Raw genomic sequence first — 25,782 nt, 5'->3', positions numbered from 1 at the left:
CGTGCTCGCCGCCGCCGGCTACAACTTCAGGCTCCTGGTCCTCTGGCTCAGCCTTTTGCGCGCCTGGTTGGCCGCCATCATGCGAACCAAACCGCCGCCATCAACGAGCCGTCAGGTCGCTTGATTGGCCTTCTTCACGGACGACTAGATTGTAATGAGATTCGTATTCGAGTACTCTCGATGCAGATTTCTGAGCAAGAGAAGCTTTCAGTTGTTCGGGCTCGCGTCACCCAGCTCACTCGCGTCACCCAGCTCAATCGACGCTTTTGATCAATCGCTTTGAATTCGTAGTTATTATGAGTTTGTCATTGCCGGTGATCTGCCGTTTTGCTCTGCTTTTCGTTCGCTCGGCTTCTCTAAGGGTCGCAGTTGCAGCGCGCAGCGTGCCGCAGCCTGATTATCGTAGCGGTAATGTGCGTCCGATTTTCCTTGAGTTTGCGCTGCTTCTTGATCTGGCGCAGTTGCATAGTTGCGAGTTCGTCTACTGAGGTGCGATCGATATAATAGATCAGTTACGTACTAGAATGGTATGCAGCTTCTGCGCAACGAATTCGTCTGACTCTGCCGACGTGCGCCACGTCCAATCCATCGAACGTTTTGAAATTCCCATAGCGTATAGTCATTCATGCAGTCATGCGTCTATGCCGTCACACCCGGCTCACCTCCCGTAAGACGGCCCTCGGGGAAGGCTTACTTTATAACGCGAAGTTTCGAAGAAGCATTTGTTTCGACTTATGACGGGCGCGCACCTGAGGCGTTAATAGGTACTGTGATCTACATATGGTGCGCAACTAACAGTTGCGCGGCAACAGATTTCTTGTACGATCTCCGGAAAGTGCGGTTGCGATTGACGGCGTGATGGTGCGCATCGGCCCCGGCGCCCCGGCAGGTAGCATCGCCGCGGTGTTGCGGGCATTGAAAGCCGGCGCGTGATCGGCCCGACCGGCGCGGTCCGGGTGATGGTGGCGACCAAGCCTGTGGACTTCCGCAAAGGTGCTGACGGGCTGGCGGCGCTGGTGCGCGAGAGCCTGGCGGCGGATCCGTTCTCAGGCGCGGTCTATGTGTTCCGGGCGAAACGCGCGGACCGGATCAAGCTGGTGTTCTGGGACGGCACGGGTCTGTGCCTGTTCGCCAAGCGGCTCGAGGATGGCATCTTCCGCTGGCCTAAGATCGAAGACGGCGTGATGCATTTGTCGGCCGCCCAATTGTCGGCGTTGCTGGAAGGGCTGGATTGGCGGCGCGTCCATGCGGCACGCGAGACGGTGACTCCGGCGCAGCCGGGTTGATACTTGGCTCTGCGGCGAAGTGAATCAGCCGCGTTGGAATCGTCGCAAAGTTCCGGAAAATATGATCTAATTTGATCATGCCGAGCGATGGATTGCCCGACGATTCCGAGACGCTGAAAGCGATGCTGCTCGCCCGAGCGGGCACAGAACGAACGGCTGCGTCAGATCATCAGGGACCTGCAACGCCACCAGTTTGGTCGTCGGGCGGAGACGCTGCCCGAGGAGCAGATGCTGCTGGGGCTGGAGGACGTCGAGCAGGCGGCGGCATGTGAGGCGGCAGGCGCGGAGCAGGTGACACCGGCCGCGCGACAGGCCGGAGCTGCGAAGCGGCGAGCCAACCGCGGCGCGCTGCCGGCGCATCTGCCGCGAATTGAGACCACCCTCGACATCGACGACAAGACCTGCCGCTGCTGCCAGGGTGCGTTGCACCGGATCGGCGAAGACAAGAGCGAGCGGCTGGATATCGTGCCAGCGCAGTTCCGTGTTCTGGTCACGATCCGGCCGAAATATGCTTGCCGCCAATGCGAGGACGGCATCGTGCAGGCCCTGGCGCCGGCCCGGTTGATCGAGGGTGGGATGCCGACCGAAACCACCATCGCCCAGGTCCTGGTCTCCAAATATGCGCCGATCGCCAGCGAGGCTCTGCAGCGCATTGCCGCGCTGTACGCGATCGAGAAGGACATCCGTGGCCGCAGCGCCGAGGAGCGCCGCCTGGTCCGGCAGCAGAAAAGCCGGCCGCTGATCGACGCATTGGAGCCGTGGCTGCGCACAAAACTCGGCCTGATCAGCCAGAAGGGCAAACTCGCCGAGGCGATCAACTACGCGCTGTCGCGATGGGAGGGCCTGACCCGCTTCCTCGATGATGGCCGCATCGAGCTCGACAACAACACCGTCGAGCGCTCCATCCGCCCGATCACGCTGAACCGAAAGAATGCCTTGTTCGCCGGGTCCGACGGCGGCGCCGAGCACTGGGCCACCATCGCTTCGCTGATAGAGACCTGCAAACTCAACGACATCGATCCGCTCGGCTATCTCACGGACGTCCTCACCAGGATCGCCAACGGTCATCCCAACCGCGACATCGAGGCGCTATTGCCGTGGGCTTACCAAAAGCAAGACCTCAGAGCCGTGGCCTGAGAACGAGGCTTACGTCTTACCGGACAAACCTGAGAAATAATGCGAGTCAGAAATCTGATTGCCTGACAAAGAGAGTGAGGCGAAAGAGCAATAGCGCACTTATACATTGGTTGCGCCGACATAGGTGCAGCGGAAACACGGGGTGAGTCCGCAAAGGCCCAAGGCGCCAATGAAACTGTTCGGCTCACGACGGCTGTACGGTTCGTGATTTCAATTCTCCTGCGGCCCCCCGGGATGTCGAAGAGCAAGGCCAGCAGTCGTACAGTTTGGCAGGCGAAGGCGTCTTCGCGCTGGACGCGGCCGCGCCTTCAACGTCGATGATGTGAATGTCATTCGCAGTTGCGAAGGCGTCTTCGAGTGTGCCTCCCGTCTGCACCGTTTCCCTGAAATTCGTAATTGCCGCCGCGTCGCCCAACTGGCTGGTTCGCCGGAGCGGCTGAAACAATTGAATCGCGAGGCAGCAGTTATGTTTGCATCGAGACCGACCGGTGAGGCCGAAGGGGCGGTATCTGCACGGCTCGAGGAGCAGGGGGCAAATCCACGCTACCCTTGCGGGCACGCCGGTTTTTCAAACCGGTCTTGACATTGATTAAATTGACAATTTTGGTGTTTACGGCTTCCTGTTGCAGCATTGTTGCAGACTGGAGCGAAAAACGCCAATTTTCTAGGTGATAAGAAGCGACGAAGTTAGGACCGTAACTAACAGTTCTGCTGAGCGCTAAGGGGCTCTCTTTGCGCAGACTGAACCAGCAAACTTTCGCGATCCGCGAGGGGCGGCAGCACTCGAGGCGCACGACGCCAGGCGCGACACGGCGCTGTTCGACCACGGCCAGGAGCGCTGTGGTCTGGCCGACTCCGAATCTCTTAAGAGCAGTTCCTGCAACTTAAGAACATCGACCATCGCACCACCAGGGTGAAGCGGCCACAGTACAGCATCGTCGAGAGGTTGCGCTGGGCACTGCTCGATGAGCACTTTCCGGGTCGAGGGCCGCAGCACCAGGTTCGGGATCCTCGTTGAGATGCGGACCGTTCTCGACGATTACCTGGCGAACTATATCAGCGCCGTCTCTACCAGGCTGCGGCATGAAAGGGCAAACGCCAACCGCCGCCTTCGTCGGAGGTTGCCACCTCACAGAAAACCAAGGAGGCGAAGTAGGTTGGAAAGTACGCCGTCAAGGAAGTCGCTGCTCACTGCGGCACCGTCAGCCGAATACCCCTCTCTCCAAGTCGGGGCGACGATTTTATAGTAGCGACGATAATTGCTTATGACACAAATACATCTATAATAGTAAAATCGCACAGTGGTTAGTTGGAAGGACAGATGACTCGTTTCGCAACGTTGGACGGTCTTCCAAATCGCAGTCTATGGGACCTTTTGCTGGGTGAGACGAGTCACCTTCAACAGCTTCAGTTAGAAGTAATCAGAAGTATCGATCACCAGATACTGACCAATTTTACTGATGCCGTGACGTGTAGGCGGGATTTCACAAGCTTTCTCGGACGGCTAATTGAAGCAATATCAGAGACGTATACGTTGAAATCGGGAACTGCGGCTCTCTTTTCGCGGGATGCGACTGTGCCATTGTTTGGTGTTGATGAAAGTCTGGAGTCTCGTCCGATTGAGCTTGTTGGCGCGCTCGTAACCGAAAGTGCTAAGAGCCGCGCTTTCTATTCTGGGAATGATCTCTATTGCATCGCGAAAGCAAAGGATGAGCTATTCCTGCTGCTTTGCTTCCATGACCCCGTAACAAGGCGCCCAGATAAGGAACGTATGATTTCCTTTCTGAAGGTAGTGGCAAATCAGCTCTCCGTATTCTTGGTTAGTTCTGATCAAAGTGCAATTTCAGAGTGCCAATTAGCGGTGTCGCGTGTTTTCTTTGACAGAAATTTGCAGCCTTCTGGCTGCTGGCAGGGGCTGGTGGACGAATTTGATAAGTTTCTGCCTGATTGGAAAGGGATTATACCGTCGCCGCCAGCAATTCAGCTTCTCACCTATGATGCAAGCTCTGACGTATTGAGAATTGTTGCAACGAAGCGATCACACGGCATATCGAGGCAGTTGCGCCCGGGGGACTCAGCAATTGGACTGCTGCTGGAGAGTGATGCAAAAATCTTGCTTCTAAAGCCTCAAAAGGAGGCGGCGCGATACAAGGCATTCTCGGGAAAGAAGATGCATTCGGAGTTGATGATTCGATTGGAACACAACGACCGGACATTCGGCGTGCTGAACCTTGAGCATGAAGAAGATAATGCTTTCAACGGCATTTACGTACGATATGCGAAAATGCTTGCGTGCGTGCTTGGACCATTCATAGGCGGGCTGACGTCAAGATTTGCGGCGTATCGCGATAAGGAACTGACTTTGCTCTATACGTTCGGGAGGACTCTCGAAAGGCTTGGTCAAATGTATGGACACCTTGTAGAGCAGCCAGTTAGCGGGATTGGGACAGGTGTATCGGAGCTCGAATACCAGCTTGATCAAAACACAACAATGGACAATGCTGAAGTCAAAAAACAACTGCACATAATACGACGCTCGTTTGAAGGAATACGAAAGCAATCTCAGGCGTTCGTTGAATCTATGCCCTCGTATCTGCATTTTGCACCGTTTCCGGTGAAGGACACTATCAAGCGACGACTTAGAGCACTGAATAAGCTTCAACAGGAACGTATTGATATAAGAGTTATAGGCGACAAGGACTACACAGTGTACGCCTCGAGAATATTCCAGGAGCACATCTACAATCTTGTGAATAATTCTGTCCAAGCCGTTCAAGAGCGCGTCGTGGAAAGGTCAGTTGGCAGAGGTAAGATAGAGATCCGGGTTCGTCGTGTCGTGGAGAAAGATATGCAGAAGAGGAGCACAGGCATCTCTTTTGCGTTCATCTCCATATCCGACAATGGCGGTGGTGTACCAGAAGGCTGGCTAGAAAATGTCGGAATTCTTGGCATGAGCACCAAAGAGAATGGTTCTGGCTTTGGTGTGGCCGCTGCAAAGGAGTATTTCGAGGCGATCGGCGGGGCGGTTTCGTGGAAGAACCTTTCTCGTGACGGAGGGCGTGTGGGCTTCGAGATTGTTGCACGAGTGCAGATATTTGACCAAGATAGGCATATTACTGGAAGTCCGGCGGAGCTTTACAGGCGGAGTCAGTCGAAATGAAAGTTGTTCCGAGCGTCCTGGTAGTTGAAGACGACGAAGTGCTGCGTGAAGCATACGCCAAGAATATTGAAAGGGCCGGTTGTCTTACGGATCAGTTTCCTTCGAAGGAAGCGGCAATCGAAGCGGCTAGATCGAAGATCTATAGTGTGGCCCTGGTCGACATCATGCTGACTACCGATGATCCTGATGATCGCAGTGGCTTCGATGTGATTAAAACAATAAGAGACCTGGGTGAAGGGACACGATGCATAGCGATTTCTGGTTATCCGGGTTATGCCGCTCCTGCTGAAGCTGTCAATCTTGGAGTGAACTACTACATTCCGAAGGCTGAGATTTATGATCCTCCTGACTACGTAAGGCCGATCCAAACTGAGTTGTCAAAGTGCGAATTGCGTCGTTTTGGCGAATTCGCGTCGTTAATCGACTACATCGCGGCTCAATGCGACTACCATATTTGGGAAGGTCTTTCTCTTAGAGAATTGGGGGTAAATGCGTCAGAGTTCCATCAGTTGTTGAACAGCGCTATTACGCCTTTGTGTCCGTTACTTCCGGCGATTGGTGGAACAATTGCCGGCGATGTCGGAGCCGGAATGGTACAGTTAACTGGTTGGAGCAAGGTCATAGGGGCGGCGGTGAACGTGGTGCTGAGTCGTGATGCGGGCGCTTTCGAATCTGAAGGAGGTGCTGACCTGACAGAGCGCTTTAAAGAATTCTACTGTTTGATAAAGCGGAGAGATGAAGCGCGTTCGTCGTTCATACTAAGGGCAGCAGATGTCAAGAGAAGGAAGCGTTCTCGTGATAGAGGACGATCAACTATGGCGTGAGCGGTTGGCTGCAGGATTGAGTAATGCTGGGCTGTCTGTTACTGCGTTTTCAAATTGGATCGATAGCATCAGGTATCTCCGCGACGGCGAGGAGAAAGTAGCGTGTGTCGTCGCTGATTTGAGCGTAGGATCAAGCGTAGACTACGGTGTGAACTCACTTCGCTATTTATCAAATAGCGCGGCGCCTCCGACCTTGGTGCTCACATCCGCTTATATGGATCCGATTGTCCGCAAATGCTTTTCCATGAGTTTCGTTTCGGACGTTGTTCCGAAGGCAAATATAGCAGACATTGAGGCTGCTCTAACGAAGCTGACCGGTAAATCAGTAATGTTGCGTGAACGTCGTATGTTGCGGGTTGAGGTGGAAGCGATGAAAACGCGGACAGTGTTCGTTGTGCATGGCCGAGATGCTATTTCAAGAAGGAAGGTATTCGGATTTTTGCGATCTTTAGGGCTGCGGCCATTGGAATGGGAGGAGGCCGTGATGTTGTGCGGCAAAGCGTCCCCCTATATCGGAGAGGTGATTGATGCGGGAATGGCCCACTCTCAAGCAATTGTGGTGTTGCTCACCGGAGATGACGAAGTAAGGCTGTCAGGAGAACTAGCTTCTGAGCATGACGAAGCTGAGACTTCATTGCGGAGGCAGCCAAGAGCCAATGTTCTCTTTGAGGCGGGATTCTCCCTCGCGAGGTATCCGAATAGTACGATTTTTGCGGTGATCGGTGATGTGAAGCTATTTAGTGATATTCATGGTCGTCATTTGTTGCGACTGTCTGGTGCTGTCGAGGATCGAAATACCTTCGTGGGTAGATTGCGCGTTGCAGGTTGCGATTTGTCGACATCAGGATCAGATTGGCTCCAGGTTGAGCTATAAGCCTGTACAGAGAAGGTAGTCGGCAGACAGTGTTGCGGTGAACGGGCGGAGCAGGCGCGTACTTTGGCGGTTTGTGTATTTCGGCTTTCCTTCCTTCCTTCCTTCCTTCCTTCCTTCCTTCCTTCCTTCCTTCCTTCCTTCCTTCCTTCCTTCCTTTGCTTTGACCTGCGCAGTCCTTGGACGAAGGCGGTGACGGGCGTTGGGCCGTTCATGCCGCGGCCTTGGTGCGGCCGGTGCTAATTGTAGCCGACCAGACAGTCTTCGAGAACGGTCTGCATCTTGGCGACTACCTTGAACCAGGTCGGCGACCTTCGATTCGGAAGTGCTTTTCGAGCAGAGCGCGGTGCAGCCGCTCGACGATGCCGTTGGATTGCGGTCGCTTCGCCGTCGTGGTGCGATGCCCGTTTCCGCGTCCGTTAGAGGGCAACGAGGACCTTTACAAGTGGCAGGTCCACCTTGTTAAAGCGAAAACCCAGGATAGACGAAGGCGGTACTGATTCGTTCAGCGTCTTGTTCTGAAACTCCGTGGGAGCGCATTGTGTCGTACCACGCCCGTTCCACCTGAGCCTTCATGTCGTTGACGATCTGCTCGGCTTCGGGCCGGTCGAGCAGGAACCGTGCGTGCTGCGAGAGGATGTTGTTGGCGTTGGCGTAGCGGCCCTGATCGCCACAATCGAGTGCGAGATCCCGACGCTCGAGGCTGACGGGCGTCGAGGGCGTGAGGTCGTAGGCCGGAGACAGCTTCCAGTTCTTCTCCTGGGCGATGATCGCGTGATTGCGAGGATGATCATCAGTGTTGGAGATCAACGCGTTGAAGCAGACGCGGCGGAACAGCTCTTTGGCGTCTTTCTTGGGTTCCTCGACAATGCGGCGCAGTTCTTCGACTAGGACAGGATAAGACCAGTTCTGGCGCGCCTCTGGCGCCTCTTCGGAGCGCAGAATGGTCAGGCCGCTGACCATGCGTGCCCGCGTGTAGCCCTTGGTTGCTTTCTCACGATCGAAGCGCTTGACGAGAAGAACATCCTTGCCGCCCACGGTCTCGATCCGGCTTTCGGGCGTAACGAGGCCGCATTCGCGCGCGAGACGCAGCATGGCATACTCGACTCGCGTGTTATTCCAGCTATCGTCCGCCCGGTTGAATTTCGCCACCCATAGCGCGCCGTCGGTTTGTACGACGGCCTTGGGCCGGGCCCCGCCCATTGAGGTGCCGAGCAGCATCAAATCCTGCACCTGTTGCGCCTGCGGATCGTTCGGCAGGTCGTCCCGGACCACAGCGTCCGCCAAGGCTTGCAGCTTCTCGAGATCGATTGTCTGGTTGAATTGGCGTTTGGGCGCCGGTGGTTCGGTGTTGACGCCGAAGTCGAGGGCGCCCGCACGGTCGTCAGGTGATTCCAGCAGGTAATCGAGTTCGCCGAATTGCGCTTTGCCCGCATGCTTTTCGATGACGCGCCGGCCCCAATAATCAGGGCCGGCATCGCGTAGCGCCCCGAACACGCCATTCAGCCGAACGGTTTCGTAGGTGCGTTTCGACAGCTTGAGTTCGACGGGATCGATCTCAACGGCGCGAGGATCCTCGAGATATTTGCTGCGGTAGACGAACTGCCCGAGTGCGTCATTGCGCGCGTTCTGGCTCAGCACGAACTTTCCCGCCGTCACCGCCGACGTTTCGCCGGGCAGGGTGATGTAGACGAAGCACTCGGTGGCGGACGCCTTAGAAATCACCGCTCAGCCCCTTGCTCTTGCGCACGCGGGTGTTCTCCTTGGCCGACGCCAGCGCCAGCCCTTGTTCGTCGGTGGCCGGATTGGCGAGATCGCTAAATGGGCCGAGCAGGTCGTAGGCCCATAGCAAGGCGACGTAGACGCCTGAGGCCGTCGATGCCTTTCCTTTCTCGGCCTCCATGACGGCGCGGCGTCCCGTGCCGATCTTTTCGGCGGCCTCTTCGATCGTGATCCCGCGCCGAATGCGGGCAACGCGCAGGTTCTCGCCTAGGCGCTTGAGCGCCTGTTCGACCGGGTAGGGCGGAGCTTGCAAGAGCGGGTTCTTGTTGGCCATATGCTGTCTATGGAACCTTAAAAACGTTATGGTTCCTTTAAAAGCATAATCGTTTGTCGGAATATCTCAAGAACGGGTGCTTTCAAAGAAACCAAATAAGCTATGGCGTGCGTTCAAAAGCACTTGGGAGCCGCCGTGTTTATCGCAAAGCCATTTCATCGGCACGCCAATCACGGAGAACCGCCAATATCCATTCGGACCATCTAGCTTCTGTGAATCGTCGCCTCCGACGATTCCGCCGTTAAGTTGCGGTTAGTCTTGCGGGCACGCCGGTCTTCGAACCGGTATTGACATTGATTTCATGGCGCTATTATCCTTATTCGATGACGTGTTGCTGAATTGTTGCAGATCGGAACCGAAAACGCCATGTCGACCTTGATCAAGCGCGGGAAAAAATGGACCGCGACGGCACGCCTGCCGGACACTTTTCAGGGGCAGGCAGCCTCGAAGTCGATCAGCCAAACATTCGCAAAGAAGGATGCCGCCAAGCTCTGGCTGAGCTCGACAGAGACGGCCATGAAGCTCGGCAACTGGCGTGATCCTCGGCTCGAACCCAAGGCTTACGGGCCGCTTGGTTGGCCTGAGAAGCGCTTTGCCGAGGCGTTAGATGACTACCGGATCAAGGTGACGCCCGAGAAAAAGGGCGCCTCGCAGGAAGCTGCAATGCTTCAGATGTTCGCCCGGGAGGAATTCGCGCAAAAACGCATCCGGGATCTGACCGTGTCCGACTTTGTCGATTTCCGGGATGCCCGCAACGAGGCTGGTAAGTCCGCATCAACGATCAGGAACAACCTCAATACCATCTCGGCTGTGTACGAATGGCTGATTCACGAAAAGTCCGTGGACATCGCCAATCCGATCGCCTCGCTTCGAAAGCGGCGGCGAGGTGTGCCGCAGCCCACCGGGCACCGTGAACGGCGGCTCTTCGATGGCGAGGAGGAGGCAATCACGAAGGCCATTGAGGGGCTTTCGGTCGACCCGACCCGTCGGCAGTGGCGCGCGCTCTTCCCGCTTCTCCTCGACACTGGAATGCGGCTTGGAGAGGCAGTCTCAATTGAATGCGCCTGGATTCGACGGGAGTACGGATTTGTATGCATTCCCGACTCAAAGAATGGCACCGCGCGGCACGTTGCGCTTTCGGACCGAGCCTACGCCGGTCTGCTCGACCTGACCGACGGGGAGCCCGCCGACAGCAAGGTCTTCCGTTTCACGGACTGGGTCGCCAAAGACGCCTGGCGGAATGAGATCAGGGTCGCGGCAGGGTGTCAGGATTTGAGAATTCACGATCTGCGGCATGAAGCATTGTCGAGGATGGCGGCGCGAGGTGCCGACCTGAAGACGTTGATGCGACAGAGCGGTCACAAGACGGTCGCGGTTCTTATGAGGTACTTGAATCCGACACCTGCTGAGCAGAGATCAAGGTTGTTTCCGGCCACGGAGGTGGAGAAACCGAGTTAGTTCTCTATGGCCGATGAGGCGCGCGTAAGCTCAATTTCCGCCGTGGCGTCTTATGCGGCGCGGCGGTCAATCCAGACTCTAAGTTTGTGAAGCCTAGCCGACCACTTCACCGATCGTTTTCGCAAGAGAATTGCCTGTACAACTACACGATTGCGTTGCACTGAGAAATGAGGTCATAAGACGGTCGGATATTAACCGCCGGGCAGTCTTGAAATGCAAATTTTCTCTTCGCGCGTTCTTTGGAACGGGGCGATTCGTCTTCTCTTGTTCTGGAGCATAGTTGGGACCACAGTTTACGCCAGTTCGCTGACAATCCCGTTTCTCGACTTCCCTCTCATCCAAAAGACTATCGGCGCCGCCGTCTCCACCGGGCATGTTGAGGGTCTGAGTTCCCCCGAATTCGCATTTGCGCTGGCCTTCCTAATCGGCGTGGTTGCCCTAGGGCTGGCTGTTGCATACTTCGTTGTGCACGTGGTGCTCTTTTCACTCGCAATTTCTGATGCCACCCGGCGCATCAAGAGCGCGCGAAACTCAGCCCAATTTTCCGAGAATTTCGATGCAATCGACCAGCGCCTTGCAAAGCACCCATTGATTGGGGCGGCGTGGCGGGTGTTCGACCAAACGATGGTCCGAATACCGGGAGCAAAAGTAATCCATGCCACAGTGCGCCCCGGCAGCCTTCTGAATTTTGGTGTAGCGAGAGAGCAGCTTGCCGGATTGAAGATGATGGGCAGCATCCCCGGCTATTTCGTTGGCGTCGGGCTGCTTCTCACGTTTATCGGACTCGTTCTCGCGCTTCAGCAGGCGTCGGCAGCTGTCAGCAGCAGCGATGCGAACGGCATGCAAACGGCCACCCGGCAGCTGTTGAAAGTAGCGACCTTCAAGTTCACGACGTCCATTGCGGGCTTGGGATCGTCGATCGTCCTGTCCATCCTATTTCGATTCTACATCGTGTGGATCGAGTCCGTTTTCGATCGGCTTAATCACCAGATCGAGCAGCGAGTGCGAATCGTTTCATCGCAGTCGATCGCATGGGATATGAACGAAACTCTGAGTGCTCAGCTAACCGAGCTGAAGCAGATCAACAGCGCTGACTTCTTTGCCCGAATGGGTGAGAAGATTTCGCCGCAGATCCAATCGGCTCTTGCGACCGCGATGGCTCCCGTCGCGGCCAGTATCGACGACGCAATGGCGAGACTTTCTGACTCGAGCCAGAGCGGTGTCTCCGGCCTCATGAAAGAATTCAGCAAGACACTCCAGGTCGGAGCCGGCGATGAACTTCGGGAACTGACAAAAACGTTGCAAACGATGCAGGGCGCGTTGGTTGAAGCACAAGGCGGGATTGGCCGGACGGGAGAAGACTTCGGGCGCCGAATGACTGAAGCCGCCGAGAACCTGAATCGACTGGTCTCGGATGCCGGTGGACGGATGAACGAGAGCTCCGAGCAGAGCCGAAAGGCGCTCATGGACGTCGTAGGAGCGTTACGCGACACGTTTGAGAGAGCCAATCAGAAGGTGGACGAACAGCTTGGGCAAGCAGCATCGGGCGCTTCGGGGAAGATCGAGGAGGCCATGGCACGCGTCATGGGTAAACTGGAAGGTCAGGTCGAGAATTTCCGCGGGGGCCTCGATTCTTACCACCAGGATATGTCAAAACGGTTGAGCGACACCAACGCAATGGTCGGCTCGGCGCAGGCTGGTGCGGTGAGTGCCGTCGCGGCAGCATCAAGTGAGGCGGCCAACGCATTGAGGGATGGCCTTGCCGCGGCAATGCAATCCGTACGAACTGAGCTGGGGACTTTCGCGAGTGCGGTCCGCAGCGTCGAGCTGGGAATGGCGTCTCAGGTCACAGCTCTGAGGGATGCCACCGACCAGACCCGCTTGGCCGCCGACGCATTCGGCGCAACGGCTCAGGATGTTCGCTCCGCGTCAGGTCCGCTTTTGCTGTCAGGCGAGAAGATTGCTGGCGCGACCCAGATCTTGACTTCCGCCGTGTCAGTTGCCGGCGAGCGCATTTCGGAGAGCGTTGTCGAGGCGAACTCGAAGCTTGCCGATTCAGTGTCCCGGTCGGTCGTAAGCTTCGAGGAAGGACAAAAGTCGGCGGCTCAGTTTGCCGAGGCTTTAGGGGCGCATATCGGGCAGCTCTCCACGGTATGGACGGGATATTCCGAACGGTTTGAACGTGTCGATGAGGATCTTGGGAAGGCTATCGGTGATCTCTCGGAAGCGGTTAGCACCCAAGGTCAGCAGCTGGTCTCCTATGCGTCAAAGGTCGACGAGAGTTTTGCGACCGCAATTTCGCGACTGAATCCATTTCTGGAAGAGTTGAGGAGCAATACCGAGGAGCTCGGTGAGTCAGTTTCGGATTTGAAAGTCGTTCTTCATTCGTCAGCCGGTGCATGAGGCCTGAATCATGATCGCGGACGAGGGCGCGTCGGAATCTGAAGACGGCGAGAATTACTTTGTCTCCATGACCGACATGATGGTCGGCGTGTTGTTCATCTTCATCATCATGTTGATGATCTTCGCTCTTGACTTCCGAACCAAGACCGATGTGCAGGACAATGCTATCGACGTCGCGCGGGAAGTGGCGCGCAAGCTTGATGATCTGCAGAAGGACGTGAAGGCAGAAATTGCGTCCATGGACAGAAGCCAGGAGACCCGCCGCAAGCTCCTGACGACCCTAAAGTCTGAGCTCAGAGCGGACGGGATGGATGTCCAGATCGATGAAGCGAACGGCGTTTTGCGTCTCACCGAAGACGCTGTTCGGTTCGATGCCAGCCAGTCGATCCTCTTGGACAGAGCCAAATTGAATGTCGACCGGATCGCACGCGTTCTTGAAAAGGTGATCCCGAATTACGTGGCGTGTCAGATCATCGGCGGACAGAACAGGTGCCGAACGGGGCTCGAGTCGAGCATTGAGACCGTTTTTATCGAGGGACACACCGATTCGACCGGCGCGAGAGGAGGCGACGATCGCTATAACTGGCAGCTCTCGGTTGAAAGGTCGGTGAATACTTATCGTGAGATCGTCAATTTCGCTCCCAGTCTGCGTGCTTTGCGCAACACGCGCAATGAGGAGATCATTTCAGTTTCTGGTTATGCATCTACCCGACCGATCGACCCAAATGAAAACCGCGAAGCCTGGGCCAGGAATCGTCGAATCGATCTCCGCTTTGTTATGGAAGTCGACTCAAAGCAGCGCCTCAAGCAGATCATCAATCTGACGGATTCGATGAAAGTTGAGATCGACCGACTTGTAACGGCAAGCGGGGCTCGCAAGTGAGTGGCTTAAAGGCTTCGATACGGGCCTTGCCAACCGCCCGTCTGCCTGCCTTGGCGATACCGCCGATCACCCGTACCGCGCGTGAAGCCGAGGAGATCGGTTCAGCGGTCTTGGGAGCCGATTCACCCAGGGCCAGTAAAAACTACAATCTCGTTGCCAGGGAAATATTGCAAAAGGTAATCTCCACGGGTGAGTTGACGCGACGTGAAGCGCGGGATGCGGCCTGGTGCCTCTGGGAGACAGTCCCCGCCATCGCGTCAAGCAGTCCCGCCGTCACGTCCTTGGTAAGAGCCACGGAGATCTCGGGGAAGAAGCAGCCGTTTCGGGCGTTGGCCTCGTCCTACATGTCGGGCTATGCGCCTGATCGGCCCCGAATCGCAGAAATTTCTGCTGTTCTGATGCGTCTAGCTGGCAGTATGGGGAGGCCGTGGGGACCTCTCCAGAACGATCTTAATCTGTTCGATGTTGTGGAAGGGCCGCAGAACCTGGCGCGGATGGCCGTCGAGCGCAGCATCTCACCGACCGAGGTGCTGTCCGGCTATGGGCTGGGGGCCGTGAACGCGCAGTCTGGTTTTTCGAAATGTTGCATTGCCCGGGCGCTGGAACAGATGCGAGACGGGAAGGAGCCGCGCCACGACGTTCGGCTGCAATGGGTCAAGACATTTGCGCTCCGGGACGGACGAGAGTTGTTGTTTCAGGAGCATGGGCCGCTGGTTGCGGAAGCCTTACTGCTTCCGTTTGGCGCCTCCACGCCCGAGGAGGGCGTCACAGATAAGTTTTTGGCAATTCTGCTCCGTCTCTTCGGAGATCCACGATCGCAACCAGCGAAGTGGGCGCGGATGCGAGAGGCGGCAACAATTGTCCGTCGTTGGCTGACAAAACAGTCACTCAGGCAGTTCCTTGAGGTGGTGGATCGAACTGCCGTCGCCAGAATGTGGAAGCATCGGCGCGCCTTCTGGGGGGCAGTTTATGAGCGGGGGCTCATTTCGGATGCCTGGGTTGTATTTGGACCTCTTGGAGCTGTCGCCGCGCGCCGCACCTTTGGCAAGGAAATCTCCTTTGCGACTTTTGATGGTGGCCCCGTCGATAAGGGGCACGCCGTTCTCTTGCTGCGCATCGGACGTGGCGTTGTTGCGGAATGGAGCCATAACGGCCGATGCATAATCTGGAACGATTCTGAAGCGCGCGGCTCTCCCACGCTGCACTTAAGCACCTACCATGCCGCAGATCTTCGGTCGCCGAACGGCGAGTCTCCTAGTCTTGCGGAGCCGGTCTTCGCTATTACCCACAGCGGTGCAGATGTCTATGCTTGGCAGTCGAAGGTTGCAGGAAAGCTCCATCAGATGACCGGCGTTCGAATTCCTCAAAGCGACTATCAGGTGAAATAGTGACGCTTACATTTTCATGCTCTTTTCTTCCTGATGTCGTTCGCATTGAAGCGAAACGGCGGCGTCTGCTGAAGTGGGTAGCAGTTCCTGTCTGCGATTGGGCTGGCGAACGCGGCGGCGCTGGCGTTGCTGCGCGCGTGCTGATGGCATCTGTTAACAGCCTGGAGGGGCGGGCGGGGGAAGACTATGTCTTGTTGCCACACGCTAACGTCGCGAAGCTACCGGCGTCGATTGCCGACCAGCTCAATATGCCCGCGCTTTCCATGCTGTCGGTGACGTTGACATTTGATGGACGTGTTGACACCCCAGATGGCACCATTCGGGCGCGATGGTTTGACGAGCACACCCGACCCGTTTCAGCCAAGCGGGTGGGAGCGTTTGTTCAGGTAGGGGATCAAACTTCTCGCCTGTCTTCTTCACTATTCGAGCTGCTCGAGGCTATCGATGGCTTCAATGAAAGCGTCGGCAGCGATATCGAGGCTCGTATCACGAAATGGCAGCCGGTTCAGCTCGCTCTTAGGGAAGTCACCGGATCGGAAGTGAAGGCAGACGGCTTCCTCGGTTCGCTGACAATCTATCAGGCTGGCAGCTTCGCGCTCGATGCCCGCGAGACCGCAAACGGGCCTGACCTAGTGCCTGTTCTGATGGGGCGTAACAAGGCGCCGTCTCTGGATGACAACGCTCCCGCTGAAGATGACGGGGAGGTCCTTGATAGCGAACTACGCGATGATATTGCAGATGCGCTGCTTCCGCCGGAGTTGCAAAGAAGGTTTGCCAACGAGCGATTCGGTCCGTCGGATAAGACGCGCGACGCCTACGTTCTTTCCCGAAATACTTTCGTCATTTTGGACAAAGACCTGAAGGTCGCGCTCGACGTGGTTCGCGAAATGCGGGAGGCCTCTCCGGAAGCGCGGCGTAGTTTCCTGCGCAATCCCCGGCCAGCCATCGCAGCGGCCCTAGGACGTGACGATGCGGATCAGGCCGCGGTAGGTCTTTTCGTGGAAACCAAGCAATATTCGGAGCGCGTGCTCGGTTTGGGCATATGGGATCCGCCAAAGCTGCCATGGTTGCAGAAGAAGGCTGGGCAATGGGCTCCCGAAACGTTTCCTGTCACTTTGCGCGGGCGAACGATCGAACTGACGCCCGAGCGGCTGGACGAAATTATCGAGCAGGTTGACGTCGCAAAGCGGGAAGATCGCGCTGACGTCGCCATCGATCAGGAAGTCTACTCTGTCGCGGAAGTCGAGGCTGCGGTGGGTGGACTGCGCCCCGAAACGAAGGGGCCGGGTGCTGATCCAAGCCCGGAGCACCCGGAAGACGAGGGGGGCGCTGTTGTCGATGAGAACGTCCTCATTCTCAAGCAGAATATCGATGGCGTTGAGTACCAATTTAGTCACCCTCGTCGACCTGTAGCGATCAGTCGGGAATTGCCGATTGCCTGCTTGGCTCTCACGCGGCCGAAGCCGCATCAGACGCAAGGTTTCAAATGGCTCGTTGACGCTTGGGAAGCAGGCTGGCCGGGCGTCCTGCTTGCCGACGACATGGGTCTTGGCAAGACGTTTCAGGCCTTGGCTTTCATGGCTTGGGTTCGAAGCAACGCCGCCGAGAAGGCTCGCGGAACTTTGGGCACCCCGGCCAAAGGTCCGATCCTGATCGTAGCGCCGACCGCCTTGTTGCGAAACTGGGCTGCAGAGGCGGAGCTCCACCTTGGACCACATGTTCTTGGAGACCGCGTCGATGCGTTCGGCTCCGGACTCAAACAGCTCAAGAGCGCGAAGACGGCCGAATGGACGCCTGAAGACGCGCTGGATGTCGACAGTCTCCGCGATGCCGATTGGATCCTGACGACCTACGAGACGCTCGCGGACAATCATCGTGCCTTTGCGCGTGTTCCGTGCTCGATTGTCGTTTTCGACGAGATGCAGAAGGTAAAGTCTCCGGGGACGATCAACACCCATGCCGCCAAGGCGATCAATGCGGATTTCGTGCTCGGCCTGACCGGGACGCCGATCGAAAATCGGTTGGAAGATCTCTGGTGCATCATGGACCGGGTGGCGCCAGGTTATCTCGGTGACCTCAAGACGTTCTCCGCAACGCACACGGAGGACGCCCATGACGCGTTGAAGGACCTTAAGGCAAAGCTCGATGAATCGCGGCTTGGTCTGCCTGCCATCATGCTGCGGCGGATGAAGGACCAGATTCTCGTCGGCCTTCCGGTCAAGAGCATCAAGCCCTATCGTGTTGACATGCCGCCAGAGCAAAGCGATGCCTATGCGCGAGCTGTCCGGGAGGCTCAGTCCGGTGATCGAACGCCGGGCACGATGCTGAAGGTGATCCATGCGCTTCGCTCGATTTCGCTGCACCCCAACGGAGGCGGTGATATCGACCCGTATGATCCGGAAGCGGCAACCAAATGGGTCACCGAGTCCGCCCGGGTGCGGCAGGTGTTCTCGATACTCAGGGCGATCGAGAAGAACGGGGAGAAGGCGCTGGTATTTCTGGAACATCGCGACGTCCAGACGACCTTTGCGGCTGCTGCTGCGACGCTGCTCGGGTTGAGATCGGAGCCAGTTATTATCAACGGGACGACACCGGGTGCGAAACGCCAGGACATTGTCGATCGCTTTCAGAACGGACCGCCGGGCTTCAATTTGATGGTGCTTTCGCCAAAGGCCGCGGGTGTCGGCCTGACCATCACAGCAGCCAACCATGTGATCCATCTCAGCCGTTGGTGGAATCCGGCCGTCGAGGATCAATGCAACGATCGCGTCTACCGCATTGGGCAATCCAAGCCGGTGACCATCCATGTGCCGATGGCGTTGCATCCGTCGCTCGGCGATAGGTCCTTCGACGCCAACCTCGACAGATTGCTTGAACGCAGGCGCTCGCTGTCGCGGCACATGTTGGCGCCACCGGTCGGGGAGGCCGACGTCGGTGTGCTCTTCGATGAGGCCGTCGGAACGTCTGGAGCCGGTTCGCCGCAATGAAGGGTCTGATTATCAGGGAGCCATGGATCGGCATGATCCTGAACGGCAGCAAGACGTGGGAGTTGCGCACCCAGCAGACCACCATGCGCGGCGAAATCGCGCTGATCCGAAAAGGCAGCAGCCAGATCGTGGGCGTCGCTGATCTTGTCGACAGCCTGCCTCGGCTGGATCGACAGGGACTCGCCGAGTCGGTTCAGTTCCACCGCGTGCCGCCCGCCGAACAGGCGAGCGCCATTGCGAATGGCTGGCTATTCCCCTGGCTGATCATCAATGCGAGGCCGCTGTCGTCGCCCGTGCCCTATCTTCATCCCAGCGGCGCAGTTACCTGGGTCAACCTTGATCCCGACACTAGCCAGTCGATCGCCCGTGCGCGGCAGACAAGCCGGTCTGAACCGGGACTGGTGGCCTCCAAAGCCGCACCGCAGCCGACAAGGCTTCGTTCGGTTCAAGCATCCGATGCTCCGGAAGCTGTGGCGCGGGAGTCCGATCGCGACAGCGGCCGGAAAGCTAAGATTTCGCCAGCACTGGAAGCCGAACTCGTCGCGACCGCCGATCGGCTCGGCGTCAAGGTCAAGACGCTCGGATCTGACACAAGCAAGATGCGCTGCTTCGCCGTGCCATCGCGGGCAGGCGACCAGATCGTGCTGTTGAACCGAATGGCGCGGTCTGCGTCGCATTTCCAGATCTTCCTCGCGCCGGCGCTCGACGGCCGCCTCGCGGATGCTATCGCTGGCGTCCGCGGTGTGCAGCGCTTCGTCAACGCCAGCACCCACGACCATCGCATGCGCCACAGCGCGTTCCGCGCCTTCAAGGAGCGGCAGCCGGTTGGTGAGCCGTTCGGGCACGGCTGGCTGCTGGACCAGCATCGTGCAGGGGAGTTGTTCGGCAAGCTGGTCGAAATCATTCGCGGCAAATAGACGACCAGAAGAACATTTGTACTGAATAATCAATGCCATATTGCATTGTTCGGGGTACGATTGCGCCTTGGCTGTCCTCCGCCGCTTGATCTGGTTGCAGCTTCGTGAATCTGCCAATCTCTAGTAAGCGAGAGTTGCGAATGGCTTTGGGGACTTCATGCTGACCGGCGATCTACGATCTAAAATCGACCATGTTTGGAATGCGTTCTGGGCGGGCGGCATCGCCAATCCACTCGAGGTGATCGAGCAGATCACCTACCTGTTGTTCATGCGCGGGCTGGACGAGGCGCAGATCCTCGAGGAGAACAAGGCGACCCGGCTGAGGAAGCCGATCGCCCGGCGGATTTTCCCCGAGGGCAAAGACGGGCTCGGCAAGAAGGGGGGCGTCGCCTATGAGGCGATGCGCTGGTCCAAGCTGAAGAACAACGATCCCGCCACGATGTTCGAGATCGTCTCCGAGCACGTCTTCCCGTTCCTGCGCAACATGGCCGAGGCCGGCACCGCGCATGCGACGCATATGAAGGGCGCGCGCTTCACGATCCCGACGCCGGCGCTGCTGGCCAAAGTGGTTGATCTGTTAGCCGACATCCCGATGGAGGATCGCGACACCAAGGGCGACCTCTACGAATACATGCTGTCGAAGATCGCCACCGCCGGCCAGAACGGCCAGTTCCGCACCCCGCGCCACATCATCGCGCTGATGGTGGAGATGATGGCGCCGGGGCCGAAGGACGTGATCGTCGATCCCGCCTGCGGCACCTGCGGCTTCCTGGTCGCGGCCGGCGAATATCTGCGCGACAATCACCCCAAACTTTTTCACGACGCCGCTAAGCGCGAGCATTTCAACGAGGAGATGTTTCACGGCTTCGATTTCGACAGCACCATGCTGCGGATCGGCTCGATGAACATGATGCTGCACGGCGTCGACAATCCCGACATCCGCTACAAGGATTCGCTGTCGCAGGACCATGTCAGCGACTCGGACCGCTATTCGCTGGTGCTGGCCAATCCGCCGTTCGCCGGCTCGCTGGATTACGAGACCACTGCAAAAGATCTGCTCGCGGTGGTCAAGACCAAAAAGACCGAGCTGCTGTTCATGGCGCTGTTCCTGAAGTTGCTGAAGCCCGGCGGGCGCGCGGCGGTGATCGTGCCGGATGGCGTGCTGTTCGGTTCCTCCACCGCGCACAAGGAAATCCGCCGCATGCTGGTGGAGGACCACAAGCTCGACGGCATCATCAAGCTGCCATCCGGCGTGTTCCGGCCCTATGCCGGCGTCTCCACCGCGATTGTGTTCTTCACCAAGACCAATTCCGGCGGCACCGATCAGGTCTGGTTTTACGACTGCCAGGCCGACGGCTTTTCACTGGACGACAAACGCAACCCGCTGCTGCCGGTCGAGAGCATCGGGCCGAAGGCAGCCCTCAATCGGGCAGAACACGCTAAGAACAACTTACCTGACATCGCATCGCGTTGGTCCTGTCGCGATAGCAGTGAACGCAGACGCTCCCGCACAGCGCAGAGTTTTTGCGTGCCGAAAGCCGAGATCACCGCGGCCGGCTACGACCTCTCGCTCAACCGTTACAAGAAGGTGGTGCACGAGGCCACCGAGCACCGGCCGCCGAAGGAGATCATTGCCGAGATGAAAGCGCTGGAGCAAGAGATCGCGGACGGATTGGACGAGTTGGAGGCGATGCTGTCGTGAACGTCATGAATTCCGGGCGCAGCTTCTCGAAGCTGACTAGGCTCGGCGATTTGATCGATTTCCGAAACGATATCGTGCACCCGAAGGATAATCCGAAGGGTGAAGCGATCTTCGTTGGATTGGAGCACGTAGAACGCAACACCGGAATCAGAATTGGCGCTGAGAAAGTCGACTTAACCGAGCTGACAGGGCGCCGTGCCCGCTTTTTTGCCGGCGACATCGTTTATGGATATCTGAGGCCTTACCTCAACAAAGTCTGGACTGCGGAATTCGACGGAATTTGCTCCGTTGATCAGTATGTATTCATCACTCGCGAGAACGTTGATCGAAATTACATCGCTCATTTCTTTCGAAGCGAACAATTCCTGAAGACCGCACCTGTCGACTCGACGCCCGGCCAGTTGCCGCGAATTCGATCGGGGGAGATCGCAGACACGCCGATAGCTCTTCCCCCGCTCAACGAGCAGCGACGGATCGCGGCGATCCTGGACAAGGCGGATGCGCTGCGCCGCAAGCGCAAACACGCCCTCGACCTCCTCGATAATCTTATCCAGTCAATCTTTCTGGAGATGTTCGGTAGTCCAGAGAGCAATCCAAAAGGTTGGAAGCAGGGCCGGATCAGCGACCTTCTCGAAGATACCCAATACGGAACAAGCGAAAAGGCAGGCGAGAAGGGAGACTATCCCATCCTGAGGATGGGCAATCTGACAGCTGACGGAAGGATGAATTTCGAAAGCCTCAAGTATATCGACTTGGATGACAAGGATCTTGAAAAATATACGGTAAGGCGCGGTGACATACTTTTTAACCGGACGAACAGCGCCGACTTGGTCGGAAAGACGGCTGTGTTTGATCGCGACGAGAGATTTGCCTTCGCAGGCTATCTTGTCCGCGCCCGCGTTAAGAAGGGTGTCAGTCCATATTACGTTGCAAGCTATCTGAATTCCAGGCACGGAAAAGCAACCCTCCGCGGCATGGCAAAGAGCATCGTCGGAATGGCTAATATCAATGCGAAGGAGATGCAGTCGATCCCGATTCTTATTCCTGACGCCAAAATCCAACGAGCCTATTCTGACGCTCTCGCCTCAATCGAGGCGTTACGTGCTGTAAGCAAGCGTCATATGAGATTATTAGATTCCTCTTTCTCCTCCCTCCAATCTCGCGCCTTTTCCGGCCAACTCTGAACGGACAATTGCATGTCCAACTTCGCCTTCCTCGCCGCTGAATTTCCTGCCGTGCACGAGGCGGCGGTGGAGGCGGAGCGTCAGGCCGGGGTCTCGCCGACCGCGGCGGCGTTTTTTGCCGGCAAGGCGGTCGAGGTCGCGGTGAAATGGGCGTTTCGCAGCGATCCCGATCTGCAGCTGCCGTATCAGGACAATATCGCTGCCCTGTTGCATGAGCCGAGCTTTCGCCGCGCGGCCGGCGAAGCAGTGTTCGCCAAGGCAAAATACATCAACTCGCTGCGTAACCGCGCGGTGCACGAGGAGAAGAAGACCAGCCCCGGCGATGCGCTTGGTGCGGTGAAAGAGCTGTTCCACGTCTGCTTCTGGTTCGCCCGAACCTACGCGCGCCAGACCAAGCCCGCCGATGACCTCGCCTTCGATCCGTCGGCATTGTCGCGCCGCGACGAGGTGCTGAAGAAGGCCTTTGTCCAGCTTAAAGCCCAACAGGCCGAGCTCGACGCCAAGAACGGCGAGCTGACTAAGCTGCTCACCGACAAGCAAAGCCTCGACGCGGAATTGCAGGCGCTGCGCAGCGCGGTCGGCGCCGCGCGAAAGGCCGCCGAGGCGCAGCCGGACACCCACAATTACAACGAGGCCGAGACCCGCGACCGCTATATCGACCTATTGCTTCGCGAAGCCGGCTGGGCGCTGGATCAGCCCGACGACCTCGAATTTCGCGTCGAGGGCATGCCGAACAACGAGGGCATCGGCTTCGTCGATTACGTGCTGTGGGGCGCCGACGGCAAACCACTCGGACTGGTCGAAGCCAAGCGCACCCGCAAGGACGCCCGCCAGGGCCAGCAGCAGGCGAAACTTTACGCCGATTGCCTGGAGGCGCGCTACGGCCAGCGCCCGGTGATTTTTTACTCCAACGGCTATGAGCACTGGATCTGGGACGACACCCGCTACCCGCCGCGCCAGATCGGCGGCTTCTACAAGCGCGACGAGCTGGAGCTTGCGATCCAGCGCCGCACCAGCCGCAAGACGCTGGCGGAGACCAGGATCAACACTGCGATTGCTGGAGACAAGCGGCCCTACCAGCAGCGCGCCATCCGCGCCATCGCCAAGAGCTTCGAAGCCGACGGTGAGCGCAAGGCGCTGCTGGTGATGGCGACCGGCTCCGGCAAGACCCGGACCGTGATCGCGCTGGTCGATCTTCTGATGCGCGCCGGCTGGGTCAAGCGCGTGCTGTTCCTCGCTGACCGCGTTGCGCTGGTGAACCAGGCGGTGAGCGCCTTCAAGGCGCATCTGCCGGACGCGGCGCCGGTCAATCTGGTCACCGAGCGCAGCAGCGACGGACGGGTGTTTCTGTCGACCTACCCAACCATGATGAACCTGATCGACGGCAAGCAGGACGGCAAAGCCAAATTTGGCCCCGGCCATTTCGACCTGATCGTGATCGATGAGGCGCACCGCTCGGTCTACCAGCGCTTCCGCGCCATCTTCGAATATTTCGACAGCTTTCTGGTTGGCCTCACCGCGACGCCGAAGGACGAGATCGACAAGAACACCTATTCGCTGTTCGACCTCGAAGACGGCGTGCCCACCGACGCCTATTCGCTCGACGAAGCGGTGGCCGATGGTTTCCTCGTGCCGCCGAAGGCGATCTCGGTGCCGCTGCGGATCGTGCGCTCTGGGCTGCGCTACGACGACCTCAGCGACGAGGAAAAAGACCAGTGGGACATGCTGGAATGGGGCGAGGACGAGGTCCCCGACAGCGTCGAGGCCACCGAGGTCAACAAGCGGCTGTTCAACATCGACACCGTCGATCTGGTCATCGCGCATCTGATGCAGAACGGTATCAAGGTCGAGGGCGGCGACCGGCTCGGCAAGACCATCATCTTCGCCAAAAACCAGGCCCATGCGCTGTTCATCGAAGATCGGTTCAACAAGGCCTATCCGGATCTGACCGGGCAATTCGCCCGCGTGATCACGCACCAGACCGGCGCCTATGCGCAGACCCTGATCGACGATTTTTCGAAGAAGACCAAGGCGCCGCATATCGCGATCTCGGTCGATATGCTCGACACCGGCATTGACGTGCCGGAGGTGGTGAACTTGGTTTTCTTCAAGCAGATCCGCTCCAAGACAAAATTCTGGCAGATGATGGGCCGCGGCACCCGGCTGTGCGAAGATCTGTTCGGGCCCGGCCAGCACAAGGAATTCTTCCGCGTCTTCGATTATTGCCAGAACCTGGAATTCTTCGGCGCCAATCCGGAGCTGAGGGAAGCCGCCAGCGCCAAATCGCTGTCCGAACGGCTGTTCGCGGCCAGGCTCGATCTGGTGCGAGCACTGAACGAGAAACACGCCAAGCCCGACGGCTTCGCGGCCGGCGAACAAGCGCCCTATGATGCCGGCCAGGATGATGCGCCGCCGAGCGAGGACGCGATCCGCGCCGACGCCTTGAAGACACTGCAGGCCACCGTCGGCGGCCTCAACCTCGACAATTTCATCGTCCGTGCCCACCGCCGCGCCGTCGAGAAATATCGCGCGCCGGAGGCCTGGCAGACCATAGACGACGAGACGCGCCAGGAACTGATCGACGAAATCGCGCCGCTGCCGTCCGCGCATGGCTTTGGCACCGAGGAAGCCAAGCGCTTCGACCTCCTGATGTTCTCACTTCAGCTCGCGCTGCTGCGTGGCTCGAAGCGGTTCGGCACCTTGAAAAAACAGCTCCTAGAGATCGCCTCCGCGCTGGAGGACCAGACCGGCATTCCGGCGATCGCGCGGCAGGCCGAACTGATCGAAGAAATCCAGACCGATCACTGGTGGGAGGGCGTCACCGTCCCGCTGCTGGAGCTGGTCCGGCTGCGGCTGCGCAACTTGGTGCAGCACATCGAGAAATCGAAGAAGGCGGTGGTTTATTCCAATTTCGCCGACGAGATCGGCGACGGCATCGAACATCCACTGCCGCAAGTCGGGGAAGCCGATTTTGCGCGCTTCAAGGCGAAGGCACGGCATTTCCTCAAGGCGCATGAAGACCACCTCGTGCTGCACAAGCTGCGGCAGGGCAAGCCGCTCACACCCACCGACCTCGCCGAACTCGAAAAGATGCTGCTGGACGCCGGCATCGGCGAAGCCGGCGATATCGAACGCGCGCGAGAGGCCAGCCAGGGCTTCGGCCGCTTCGTCCGCTCGCTGGTCGGACTCGACCGCGCGGCCGTCAGCGAAGCCTTCGGCGAATTCCTCGCGAGCGGAACTGCTTCAGCGGCTCAGATTGAATTCATCAACATGGTGATCGAGCATCTGACCGATCAGGGCGTGATGGACCCGGGCCTGCTCTATGAGCTGCCGTTCAAAGACATCGCACCGACCGGGCCGGAACAGCTGTTCGACGAGGACAACATCACGCGGCTGTTCTCCAAGATCGAGGCCATCAACGCCAGCGCGGTGGCTTGAGGCGACCGTGCAAGCTGTGAGCGACCGCCGCTGTAGCCTTCCCCCACCTACGGATCAGCGATGTGAGTCAATATCCAAGGAAGTCCCT

The 25,782-nt window shown here is 58.0% G+C and carries 15 protein-coding genes and 1 pseudogene; 14 read left to right on the top strand and 2 right to left on the bottom strand.

The genetic code is table 11. The features are described 5' to 3' along the window. Positions 1–929 precede the first annotated feature (929 nt). The 5 genes and pseudogenes from tnpB (at position 930) to HNR60_RS24370 (ending at position 7,281) form a co-directional block, all read left to right on the top strand. Entirely contained in the window at positions 930–1,286 is a 357-nt protein-coding gene (tnpB, locus tag HNR60_RS03580) for an IS66 family insertion sequence element accessory protein TnpB (RefSeq protein ID WP_184254333.1), read from the top strand. Between the two features lie 122 nt (positions 1,287–1,408). After that, positions 1,409–2,423 (top strand): annotated as a pseudogene (locus tag HNR60_RS03575) (IS66 family transposase). 1,321 nt (positions 2,424–3,744) lie between these two features. Beyond that, positions 3,745–5,583, top strand: a complete 1,839-nt coding sequence (locus HNR60_RS03570) for an ATP-binding protein (protein ID WP_184254331.1) — start codon at positions 3,745–3,747, stop codon at positions 5,581–5,583. Then, the gene (locus HNR60_RS03565) at positions 5,580–6,407 is read left to right on the top strand and encodes a response regulator (protein ID WP_184254329.1); all 828 of its coding nucleotides are present in this window, start codon (positions 5,580–5,582) and stop codon (positions 6,405–6,407) included. Before HNR60_RS03570 ends, HNR60_RS03565 begins: the two co-directional genes overlap by 4 nt. Beyond that, positions 6,379–7,281: a TIR domain-containing protein gene (locus tag HNR60_RS24370; RefSeq protein WP_184254327.1), complete on the top strand. Its 903-nt coding sequence runs from the start codon at positions 6,379–6,381 to the stop codon at positions 7,279–7,281. The genes HNR60_RS03565 and HNR60_RS24370 overlap by 29 nt, the downstream gene beginning before the upstream one ends. Positions 7,282–7,740: 459 nt before the next feature. Here HNR60_RS24370 and HNR60_RS03555 read toward each other — a convergent pair whose 3' ends face one another. After that, positions 7,741–9,003 (bottom strand): HipA domain-containing protein, encoded by a 1,263-nt coding sequence (locus tag HNR60_RS03555; RefSeq protein WP_184254325.1) that lies wholly within the window; start codon positions 9,001–9,003, stop codon positions 7,741–7,743. After that, positions 8,993–9,334: a helix-turn-helix domain-containing protein gene (locus HNR60_RS03550; protein ID WP_184254323.1), complete on the bottom strand. Its 342-nt coding sequence runs from the start codon at positions 9,332–9,334 to the stop codon at positions 8,993–8,995. Before HNR60_RS03550 ends, HNR60_RS03555 begins: the two co-directional genes overlap by 11 nt. Positions 9,335–9,700: 366 nt before the next feature. Here HNR60_RS03550 and HNR60_RS03545 point away from each other — a divergent pair, with 366 nt between their 5' ends. The 9 genes from HNR60_RS03545 (at position 9,701) to HNR60_RS03505 (ending at position 25,694) form a co-directional block, all read left to right on the top strand. Beyond that, positions 9,701–10,792: a tyrosine-type recombinase/integrase gene (locus HNR60_RS03545; RefSeq protein ID WP_184254321.1), complete on the top strand. Its 1,092-nt coding sequence runs from the start codon at positions 9,701–9,703 to the stop codon at positions 10,790–10,792. A 213-nt stretch (positions 10,793–11,005) separates the two neighbouring features. Next, positions 11,006–13,195 carry an anti-phage ZorAB system protein ZorA gene (zorA, locus tag HNR60_RS03540; protein WP_184254319.1) on the top strand — a complete coding sequence of 730 codons (2,190 nt, stop codon included), beginning with the start codon at positions 11,006–11,008 and terminating at the stop codon, positions 13,193–13,195. A 10-nt stretch (positions 13,196–13,205) separates the two neighbouring features. After that, the gene (locus tag HNR60_RS03535) at positions 13,206–14,078 is read left to right on the top strand and encodes an OmpA/MotB family protein (protein WP_184254317.1); all 873 of its coding nucleotides are present in this window, start codon (positions 13,206–13,208) and stop codon (positions 14,076–14,078) included. Between the two features lie 26 nt (positions 14,079–14,104). Then, positions 14,105–15,466 (top strand): EH signature domain-containing protein, encoded by a 1,362-nt coding sequence (locus HNR60_RS03530; RefSeq protein ID WP_184254315.1) that lies wholly within the window; start codon positions 14,105–14,107, stop codon positions 15,464–15,466. Then, complete coding sequence (locus HNR60_RS24050) at positions 15,466–18,453, top strand: SNF2-related protein (protein WP_184254313.1); 2,988 nt, start codon at positions 15,466–15,468, stop codon at positions 18,451–18,453. The genes HNR60_RS03530 and HNR60_RS24050 overlap by 1 nt, the downstream gene beginning before the upstream one ends. Continuing rightward, entirely contained in the window at positions 18,450–19,370 is a 921-nt protein-coding gene (locus HNR60_RS03520; RefSeq protein WP_184254311.1) for an ASCH domain-containing protein, read from the top strand. The genes HNR60_RS24050 and HNR60_RS03520 overlap by 4 nt, the downstream gene beginning before the upstream one ends. 157 nt (positions 19,371–19,527) lie before the next feature. Next, entirely contained in the window at positions 19,528–21,072 is a 1,545-nt protein-coding gene (locus tag HNR60_RS03515; protein WP_184254309.1) for a type I restriction-modification system subunit M, read from the top strand. A 5-nt stretch (positions 21,073–21,077) separates the two neighbouring features. Beyond that, positions 21,078–22,256 (top strand): restriction endonuclease subunit S, encoded by a 1,179-nt coding sequence (locus HNR60_RS03510; protein ID WP_246432798.1) that lies wholly within the window; start codon positions 21,078–21,080, stop codon positions 22,254–22,256. 12 nt (positions 22,257–22,268) lie between these two features. Next, positions 22,269–25,694: a DEAD/DEAH box helicase family protein gene (locus HNR60_RS03505; protein ID WP_184254305.1), complete on the top strand. Its 3,426-nt coding sequence runs from the start codon at positions 22,269–22,271 to the stop codon at positions 25,692–25,694. Positions 25,695–25,782: the final 88 nt, after the last annotated feature.

Origin of the sequence: Rhodopseudomonas rhenobacensis (genome assembly GCF_014203125.1) — a bacterium.
GTDB lineage: Bacteria > Pseudomonadota > Alphaproteobacteria > Rhizobiales > Xanthobacteraceae > Rhodopseudomonas_A > Rhodopseudomonas_A rhenobacensis.
Note: the sequence above shows the minus strand (reverse complement) of the source record. Positions and strands in the feature narration are given on the sequence as shown.

Bases quoted from the DNA above. Each gene is read 5' to 3' on its own strand.
- HNR60_RS03570 (WP_184254331.1), top strand. From the start codon at position 3,745: ATGACTCGTTTCGCAACGTTGGACGGTCTTCCAAATCGCAGTCTATGG.
- HNR60_RS03565 (WP_184254329.1), top strand. From the start codon at position 5,580: ATGAAAGTTGTTCCGAGCGTCCTGGTAGTTGAAGACGACGAAGTGCTG.
- HNR60_RS03550 (WP_184254323.1), bottom strand. From the start codon at position 9,334: ATGGCCAACAAGAACCCGCTCTTGCAAGCTCCGCCCTACCCGGTCGAA.
- HNR60_RS03545 (WP_184254321.1), top strand. From the start codon at position 9,701: ATGTCGACCTTGATCAAGCGCGGGAAAAAATGGACCGCGACGGCACGC.
- zorA (WP_184254319.1), top strand. From the start codon at position 11,006: ATGCAAATTTTCTCTTCGCGCGTTCTTTGGAACGGGGCGATTCGTCTT.
- HNR60_RS03535 (WP_184254317.1), top strand. From the start codon at position 13,206: ATGATCGCGGACGAGGGCGCGTCGGAATCTGAAGACGGCGAGAATTAC.
- HNR60_RS03520 (WP_184254311.1), top strand. From the start codon at position 18,450: ATGAAGGGTCTGATTATCAGGGAGCCATGGATCGGCATGATCCTGAAC.
- HNR60_RS03515 (WP_184254309.1), top strand. From the start codon at position 19,528: ATGCTGACCGGCGATCTACGATCTAAAATCGACCATGTTTGGAATGCG.
- HNR60_RS03510 (WP_246432798.1), top strand. From the start codon at position 21,078: ATGAATTCCGGGCGCAGCTTCTCGAAGCTGACTAGGCTCGGCGATTTG.
- HNR60_RS03505 (WP_184254305.1), top strand. From the start codon at position 22,269: ATGTCCAACTTCGCCTTCCTCGCCGCTGAATTTCCTGCCGTGCACGAG.